This is a genomic window from Flaviflexus sp. (assembly GCF_052087705.1).
Taxonomy (GTDB): domain Bacteria; phylum Actinomycetota; class Actinomycetes; order Actinomycetales; family Actinomycetaceae; genus Flaviflexus; species Flaviflexus ciconiae.
Genome location: NZ_JBQCYC010000017.1, coordinates 18,477 through 26,929, shown reverse-complemented (window position 1 = coordinate 26,929; position 8,453 = coordinate 18,477). Strand labels below are relative to the sequence as shown.

Annotated in this window: 5 protein-coding genes and 1 tRNA gene; 4 read left to right on the top strand and 2 right to left on the bottom strand. The window is 60.7% G+C overall.

The features are described 5' to 3' along the window. Positions 1-379: 379 nt before the first annotated feature. The 3 genes from ACTHUY_RS09050 to cimA are packed head-to-tail and all read left to right on the top strand — an operon-like array spanning position 380 to position 4,185. A complete protein-coding gene (locus ACTHUY_RS09050) occupies positions 380-1,435 on the top strand; it encodes a 3-isopropylmalate dehydrogenase (RefSeq protein ID WP_441654156.1) in 1,056 nt (351 codons plus the stop codon). 12 nt (positions 1,436-1,447) lie between these two features. Beyond that, entirely contained in the window at positions 1,448-2,590 is a 1,143-nt protein-coding gene (locus ACTHUY_RS09045; RefSeq protein WP_441654155.1) for a branched-chain amino acid aminotransferase, read from the top strand. After that, on the top strand, positions 2,587-4,185 hold the full coding sequence (gene cimA / locus ACTHUY_RS09040; RefSeq protein ID WP_441654154.1) for a citramalate synthase: 1,599 nt from the start codon (positions 2,587-2,589) through the stop codon (positions 4,183-4,185). Before ACTHUY_RS09045 ends, cimA begins: the two co-directional genes overlap by 4 nt. 119 nt (positions 4,186-4,304) lie before the next feature. Here cimA and ACTHUY_RS09035 read toward each other — a convergent pair whose 3' ends face one another. Beyond that, complete coding sequence (locus tag ACTHUY_RS09035) at positions 4,305-4,985, bottom strand: YggS family pyridoxal phosphate-dependent enzyme (RefSeq protein WP_441654153.1); 681 nt, start codon at positions 4,983-4,985, stop codon at positions 4,305-4,307. Positions 4,986-4,995: 10 nt separating this feature from the next. Beyond that, on the bottom strand, positions 4,996-7,686 hold the full coding sequence (locus ACTHUY_RS09030) for a DEAD/DEAH box helicase (protein ID WP_441654152.1): 2,691 nt from the start codon (positions 7,684-7,686) through the stop codon (positions 4,996-4,998). A gap of 132 nt (positions 7,687-7,818) precedes the next feature. On the opposite strand from ACTHUY_RS09030, the gene ACTHUY_RS09025 reads away from it, so the two are divergent. Continuing rightward, positions 7,819-7,890, top strand: a tRNA-Lys gene (locus ACTHUY_RS09025). Positions 7,891-8,453: the final 563 nt, after the last annotated feature.

Sequence of the window (8,453 nt, the reverse complement as noted above, 5' to 3'; positions counted from 1 at the left end):
TCCCACCGCTAGAAACGTCCCACCGCTAAGAACGTCTCGCAGTTAAAGCTCAAATGACCGAACAGCGCGCGGGGATTGACCCAAAGCGCACAGCGACCCACGGGGCAGAGCTCCCTACAAGGGATGACAACCGCAACGGCGGCACGGCTTTCGCGGCGGCGGCACGGCTTTTGCAGGGGATAGCCGGCACCGATATTGCAGTTGCTGGCCACTCGTGGCAGGACTGTCTCGGCGCCGATGAAGACGCGAGACTGAGATGGGTGCCCGGAAGATGGAACACCGGGAATCTACTTAATTCTTAACGGGGGCGGGTTCCACACGCGCTCCCGAATGGTGAAATTGGCATTTCAGAATGTGGACCAAGAGCTAGGATGAGGACATGAGCCGAACGATTAAGCTTGCTGTAATTCCGGGAGACGGGATTGGCCCCGAAGTCGTTGCCGAGGGCCTCAAGGCCATGAATGCGGCACTGCGCGATTCGGGCGTCACCGTCGAAGAAACTGTCTTCGATCTGGGTGCCGACCGCTGGCACCGCACGGGCGAGGTCCTGCCCGATGATGAGTTCGAGCAGATTTCCACCCACGACGCGATTCTTCTTGGCGCCGTTGGTGACCCGTCGCTTCCCTCGGGAATCCTTGAGCGCGGCCTCCTTCTCAAGCTGCGGTTCGCTCTTGATCACTACGTGAACCTTCGCCCCTCCAAGTACTACCGCGGCGTCCCCACGCCGCTTGCCAATCCCGGCGACATCGACTTCGTCGTCGTCCGGGAGGGCACCGAGGGCCTCTACGCAGGCAACGGCGGCGTGGTCCGCCAGGACACCCCGCACGAGATCGCGACCGAGGTCTCGATCAACACCGCCTACGGTGTCGAGCGCGTCGTCCGCTACGCCTTCGGCCTTGCGACTCAGCGCGACAACCGCCTCACCCTCGTCCACAAGCACAACGTTCTCGTGAATGCCGGGCATCTCTGGCGGCGCACCGTTGAGCGTGTTGGCCAGGAATTCCCGGACGTTATGACGGACTACCTGCACGTCGACGCCGCAACGATCTTCCTCGTTACCGATCCGGCTCGCTTTGACGTCATCGTCACCGACAACCTGTTTGGAGACATTCTCACCGATGAGGCGGGCGCTATCACCGGCGGTATCGGCCTGGCTGCCTCGGGCAACGTCAATCCCGACGGCGCTTTCCCCTCGATGTTCGAGCCCGTCCACGGCTCCGCTCCCGACATTGCCGGTCAGCAGAAGGCCGATCCGATCGCCACGATCTCGTCCGTCGCTCTCATGCTTGAGCACCTGGGCCTTGTTGACGAGGCAAAGAAGATCCGGGTCGCCGTCGATGCTGACATGGAGGAGAGGGCGGATGCTGCCGAGGCGGGCACGCCTCTTGTCCGCACCACGAGCGAGATCGGCGATGCTGTCGTCGCACGGATTTAGGAAGGCCAGAACATGACAGAAACTATTTCTGAACTAGAGCAGGCCGCCGCCCTGCCGCTACCGACCGCCGATGAGGTTGCTGGCGCCTGGGACCTGCACCCGAAGAAGCATCCGGCGACCCGTGAACAGCGGGAAGCGATCTTCAACCGGCTGAGCTTTGGCGTGGACTACACGGACCACATGGCTCACGCGGTCTACGACGAGGGCAAGGGTTGGCACTCGAAGGTTATCGAGCCCTACGGCCCCCTCACGCTCGACCCTGCGGCCGCGGTCTTCCACTATGGCCAGGAGATCTTTGAGGGCCTCAAGGCATACCGTCATGATGACGGTTCGATTTGGTCGTTTAGGCCCGGCTACAACGCGGCACGGCTCAACGCCTCGGCCCGTCGCCTGGCGATCCCGGAGCTTCCCGTCGAGGATTTCCTTGCCTCAATCGTTGGCCTGGTCCGTGCGGATGCTGACTGGGTTCCTTCGGTTCCCGGGTCCTCGCTTTACCTGCGCCCGTTTATCATTGCTACCGAGCCCTTCCTTGGAGTGCGTTCTGCTCGCCGGCTCGACTACCTCTGCATCGCATCCCCCTCGGGACCGTACTTCGTGAACGGCTTCCAGCCGATTTCCGTCTGGGTGTCCCCGGACTACCACCGGGCGGGCCCGGGTGGAACCGGGGCAGCAAAGTGCGGCGGCAACTATGCGTCGTCGCTCGTTCCGAAGCTCGCGGCCCACGAGGAGGGCTTCGACGAAGTCTGCTTCCTCGATGCTGCGACGAACACGAACGTCGATGAACTGGGCGGCATGAACGTCTTCGTCGTCTACGAGGACGGCTCGGTCTCCACCCCGGTTCTTACAGGGAACATCCTCGAGGGTGGCACCCGCGGTGCGATCCTTCAGATCCTGCGCGACCGCGGAACCGTTGTCCGGGAAGAAACGATCCCGCTTCAGTCCCTTATTGCCGACATCGAGTCCGGCAAGGTCGCCGAGGTCTTTGCTTGCGGCACCGCCGCAGTCGTGACACCGATCGGCAGGATCGCGGGCGAGGGCTTCGATGTATCCGTGACCGGCGGGGATGTCACCAAGTCGATATACGACCAGGTGACGTCGATTCAGCTCGGCCACGCACCGGATCCATACAACTGGACCTACCAGCTGTCAGCATGAGCGACAACCTCGTCGTATACGACACGACGCTACGGGATGGGGCGCAGCAGGAGGGCATGAACCTGTCGGTTGCCGACAAGGTGACTCTCCTGCCGCTCCTCGAGTCCTACGGCGCCGACATCATCGAAGGCGGATGGCCGGGGGCGATCCCGCGGGACACCGAGTTCTTCGCCGTACTCAAAGACTCGAACCCGCTGACGAGCGCGAAGCTTGCTGCCTTCGGTGCAACGAGAAAAGCGCACGTGGCCGTCCAGGATGATCCGCAGGTTGCGGCTCTTCTCGATTCGGGCGCCCCGATCATCACGCTTGTCGCCAAGTCGGATGCTCGGCACGTGGAGCTCGCGCTACGCACCACGGAAGAAGAAAACCTTGCGATGGTCACCGACACCGTCGAGTACCTGACCGCCCAGGGCCGTGAGGTCATGGTCGACCTGGAACACTTCTTCGACGGAGCGGCTGACAACGGGGACTATACATTCTCCGTTGCAGTCGCGGCCGCGAAGGCAGGCGCCTCGACCATCATTCCATGCGACACGAACGGTGGGGCACTGCCGCACCAGATCCTGACCCTCGTGAGCGAACTGAAGGCACGCCTTGCGGAAGAAGGCCTCGAGCCGCGCCTCGGCATTCATGCCCACAACGACGGCGAGATGGCGGTGGCGAACACGCTCGTTGCGGTCACGGCTGGCGCCTCCCATATCCAGGGCACAGTCAATGGCTACGGCGAGCGCACCGGCAATGCCAACATTCTGACGGCTGTTGCCAATCTTCAGCTCAAAATGGGTAAGGACGTTGTCACGGCCGAGCAACTTGCCGAGCAGACCCGTGTCTCTCATGCGGTTGCCGAACTCGTCAACATTGCCCCCTACGGTCGTCAGCCCTACACGGGAATCTCGGCCTTCGCCCACAAGGCGGGGCTCCACGCATCCGCGATCCGCGTGGACGCGGACCTTTACCAGCACATCGATCCCGCACTTGTCGGTAATGACATGAGAATGATCGTGTCGGATATGGCGGGACGGGCCTCGATAGAGCTCAAGGCCCGTGAGGTTGGACTTGACCTGTCGAACAGGCCCGATGTTCTGGCCGAAGTTACCTCCCGCATCAAGGCCGCCGAAGCCCAGGGCTACACGTACGACGCGACGGATGCGTCCGTTGAACTGCTGATTCGCGAAATCATTGATGGCTCACGCCTGTCCTACTTTGATATTGAGTCGTGGACAACCCACCTCTCTGGAAGCATCGACAGGTCCAACGGGGCCGAAGCGGTCGTCAAACTCTCCACCGGCATGGGGCGCTCCCTGACGGTCGGTGAAGGAGTCGGACCGGTTGACGCTCTCGACCACGCGTTGCGCTCTGCCCTTGTCCCGGTTTATCCGGAACTGGACAGTTGCGAGCTCACGGACTTCAAGGTCCGTATCCTCGACGGCTCCGCAGCCACCCGGGCAACCACCCGAGTCATCGTGTCCATGGCCTCACCTGCCGGGGTCTGGGCAACGGTCGGTGTCGGCAAGGACGTTGTCGAGGCCTCCTGGGAAGCCCTCACCGATGGCTACATCTACGGCCTATTTAAGGCTGGGGTGGCGCCACTGTAGTGAGCGCCTCTCGAGCAAACACCTCTGGAGAGTAACGCAAAGCTCGAGGCCAGAGAATAGGGAAGTCGGTGGGGAAGAAGCATCAGTGTTTCTTCCCCACTTCCGTCTTCCCAGTTTCCTTACGCCTTGTCCCGTTCCCCGAAGACCTGACGGCCAACGCGAATGATGGTGGAGCCCTCGTCGACCGCAATCCGCCAATCTCCACTCATTCCCATGGACAGCTCCGTACAGGAGTCGTGACCATCGGCCCGCAGGGACTCGGACAGTTCACGGGTGAGCGCGAATGACGTGTGGATCTGTGTCTCGTTGTCCGTATTGGCTCCGATTGTCATGAGGCCCGTCAAGGTGAGGCGGGGGAGCGAGCGAATCAGGTCGGCGAGTTCTTTGGCATCCTCTGGGTCGATTCCGAACTGGGGTTCCGCACCCGCCGAGTTCACCTGAATAAACACGTTCCGGTCGACGCCGAGATCATCGCTCACCGTTGAGAGGCGGCGGACGGTCTTGGCGGAGTCGACTGTCTCGATTGTGTGAGCGTGCCGCAGGGCTGCCCGTGCCTTGTTGGACTGGACGTGCCCGATCACGTGGGTTTCATGCTCCGGTGCCCCAAGCTCTGCGAGGGCCTCTTCGGTGGCGGTGAGCTGCTGGATGATGTTGTGGCCAAGCAGTGTTGCGCCCGCTTGGAGCGCTTCCATGATCTTCTCAGCTGGCTGATGCTTCGCCGCAAGCAGGACACGAACGTCCCCGCCCGCCGAGGCTTCGTTAACCTCTGCCGTGAGTTGTTGGTAACGCTCGCTGATCATTGCTCTCCTTCTAGACAACGTCTCCTATTCTAACGAGAGAAGCGATCAGGCGATCTGCGGCGGTGCTTTCGTCAAGATCAACGATGGCAACGAACTCCGTGTCACGCGACTCCTCACCATCGTCAATCACCTGGTGAACGATCCACATCTTCTTTGCGCCAGCCTCTTGCGCCGCGTCCTCGCTGAGGCCGGCGTCAACAAAGTCGGCTACCTCGGGGGATTCGTTGAACCGCAGGAAGCTTGCAGAGCGGGAGCCGGTATCGGTTCCCAGCCACTCGTGATCGGCGTAGTAGTCGTCCAGGAACTTATCCCACGTATCGCCGTCGATCTTCTCGGCCGGCGCCACCGTGGCCGGGAGGGAGAGGGACTCCAGCTTGTCGATGTCTTCATCGGCGGCCGCCTCAACGAAGCGCCACATCCAGTTCCGCACGATCGTACGGAAGGCATGGAGGTTGGCGGTGATCGGGACGGTGCCGTCTTCGCGTGCCCCGAAGGCACGTTCCGTGCCGCCCTGCGGAATCTTGGTGTGCGCCATGATTTCGGCATCGTCGATCATGCCGTCGGCAAGCGCCTCCCATTCGGCAATGAGAGAGGAGTCGACCGAACGAACGAGTTCGCCCAGCCAGTCGATGATGTCTTGCAGGTCATCCGTTAGCGCATCCTCCGGGATAATCTGACGCAGAGCCTTGTACGTGTCGGTCAGGTACCGCAGGACAACGCCCTCGCTGCGGGCGGCGTCGTTTTTCGAAATGAGTTCGGAGAACGTCATCGAGTGTTCGATCATGTCGCGCACAACGGACTTCGGGGAGAGCTCAAAGTCGGAAACCCACGGATTCGTTTGACGATAGGTTTCGAGAGCGGGGTCGAGAAGGTCGGCCAGCGGGCGAGGCCACGTGATCTCATCGAGTCTCGCCATCCGCTCGTTGTATTCCAGCCCCTCGGCCTTCATGGAAGCCATGGCCACGTCCCGCTCGTGGCGCCGTTGGGCAACGAGTATTGGTCGGGGGTCTTCCTGCACCGATTCGATGATCGATACGGCATCAAGTGCGTACGTGGGTGACTCCATGTCCAGCAATTCGAGTGCCGCGAGAGCAAACGGGGAGAGCGGGGCATTTAGCGCAAAGTCGTCCGGGACCTCCCGAGCCAGCTCAATGGCGGGCTTATCAGGGTTGGCTTCTCGCCAGTCCCGGTCGTGGTGAACGATAACGCCGGCGGCGCGCAAGGAAACGTAGATATCGATGGCCCGGCGCAGCAGAGGGTTGGATGCTCTTCTCGGCTCGTAGTTGTCTGTAAGAAGCCGGTAGACGGTTTTTACCGGGTCTCCGGCCCTTGCCAGGATCTGGAGCATCATCGCGTGCGTGATCTGCATGCGGGACTCGAGAGTCTCGGGAGCGGCAGAGATAAGGCGTTCAAAGGTGGACCGGGTCCAGTTGACCTGCCCCTCCGGGGGCTTCTTCTTCTGGAACTTCTTCTTCCGTTCCGCGGCCTTTGCTTCCGCCTTGGCGTTCTCAATCTCATGCTCGGGTGCTTGGACAACAACCTCGCCGGTGGTATCAAAGCCAGCCCGGCCCGCTCGGCCTGCGATCTGGTGGAACTCGCGTGCCGTGAGCTGGCGCTGCTTCTCACCGTCGAACTTCGCAAGGCTCGTGAGCAATACCGTTCGGATTGGAACGTTGATGCCAACTCCGAGGGTGTCGGTTCCGCAGATAACTCTCAGAAGGCCCTGCTGGGCAAGCCTTTCTACGAGGCGGCGATAGCGGGGGAGCATACCGGCGTGGTGTACACCGATTCCCGCTCGGAGCAATTTGGACAGGACGGCGCCGAAACCCGGGCCGAACCGGAAGTCCCCGATCTCCTCGGCAATCTCTGTCTTCTGTTCCTTCGTCGATAGGGCAACCGACTGAAGCTCGGTTGCTGCGGAGACCGCGGCAAGCTGAGAGAAGTGGACGATATAGACGGGGGAGCGGTGTGTGGAAACGAGTTCCTTGATCGTCTCGGACACCGTCTCCAGGGAATAGTTATAGCTGAGCGGAACCGGACGTTCTGCGTTGTCGATGATCGACACCTGACGGTCCGTCCGTTTCTCAAGATCTTCAACGAAGTGCGAGGTGTCGCCCAGGGTTGCCGACAGGAGAATGTGCTGGGTGTTTGTGAGCTCGAGAAGTGGGACCTGCCATGCCCATCCGCGGTCCGGCTCGGAGAAGAAATGGAACTCGTCGGAGATCACGACGCCAGCATCGGCGCCCTTGCCCTCCCGCAGAGCGACGTTTGCAAGGATCTCCGCCGTGCAACAAATGATTGGCGCATCAGCGTTGATTGTGGAATCGCCCGTCACCATGCCGACGTTCGCGGCTCCGAATAGTCCGATAAGGTCAAAGAACTTCTCCGAGACCAGGGCTTTAAGGGGAGCGGTGTAGTAACCGCTGCGACCCTCCGACAGGGCAACAAACAACGCTGCCATCGCAATCATTGATTTGCCGGAGCCCGTGGGGGTGGAAACAATGAGGTGATCCCCATCCAGCGCCGCCATAAGCGCCTCGTCCTGGTGCGGATAGAGATCCTTGCCCGTTGATTCGACCCAGGCATGGAAGGCGTCGTAGACATCATCCGCCGGAGGATTCTCTCCAAAGCGGTCGGCAAGTTCATCCAGGGCGTCATTGAGCGGGGCAGGCGAAGCAGTCACCCCATCAGACTGCCACATGAGTCGGGATAGAAATGCCATATGAACCGGAACCAAAACCGGTCATGGGCTTCTGTGCAGGACTTCACAGCAAAAAACGGGCCAACCAGTTTGAACTGGATAGCACCGCCAGAGTATTGTTATTTCTTGCGCGCACCGCTAGCTCAATGGTAGAGCAACTGACTCTTAATCAGTGGGTTCAGGGTTCGAGTCCCTGGCGGTGTACAAAGAGAGAAATCCTGGCTTCGGCCAGGATTTTTCGTTTCCCACGGAAGAATTGGTATGAGGCCGGGATAAGGCCGACGCCAGTGAAAGACTCGGGGCGTCTTGTTGCGCACCTGCCGCCAATGATCTGTCCCTGCTTTATCCCTAGCCGGGTCCCTCCTGCTTTGATCCGGGCATCCTCGTTAACAGCGTTGTTCCGATCCCAAATGAGTAGTCCACAATAGTCGGTGCGTCCACGCGGCTAAATTCAATCTCCGAGGGTCTCAATGCCGACAGGTTTAGCTTGCCCTTAACCTACTGATTAAGAGCCTGCGTTGTTTCTGCGGGCGGTGGAGGATGTCCGTGGCGTAGTGCCTGGGGTCCTGATTTCGCCACCGGGGAACTGAGTCAAACCATTCATTGCCAGATACCCCCTAGGGGTATAGTTTAGAGGTATGGACAAGCACGAAGATCACGGAAAACATGCCGGTCATCACCACGAGGTGAGCGGCCACGAGCCGCACGAGGGTCACTCTGGCCACGTGAGCCCCGGAAAGCATGTGAGCCACGGAAAGCATGTGAGC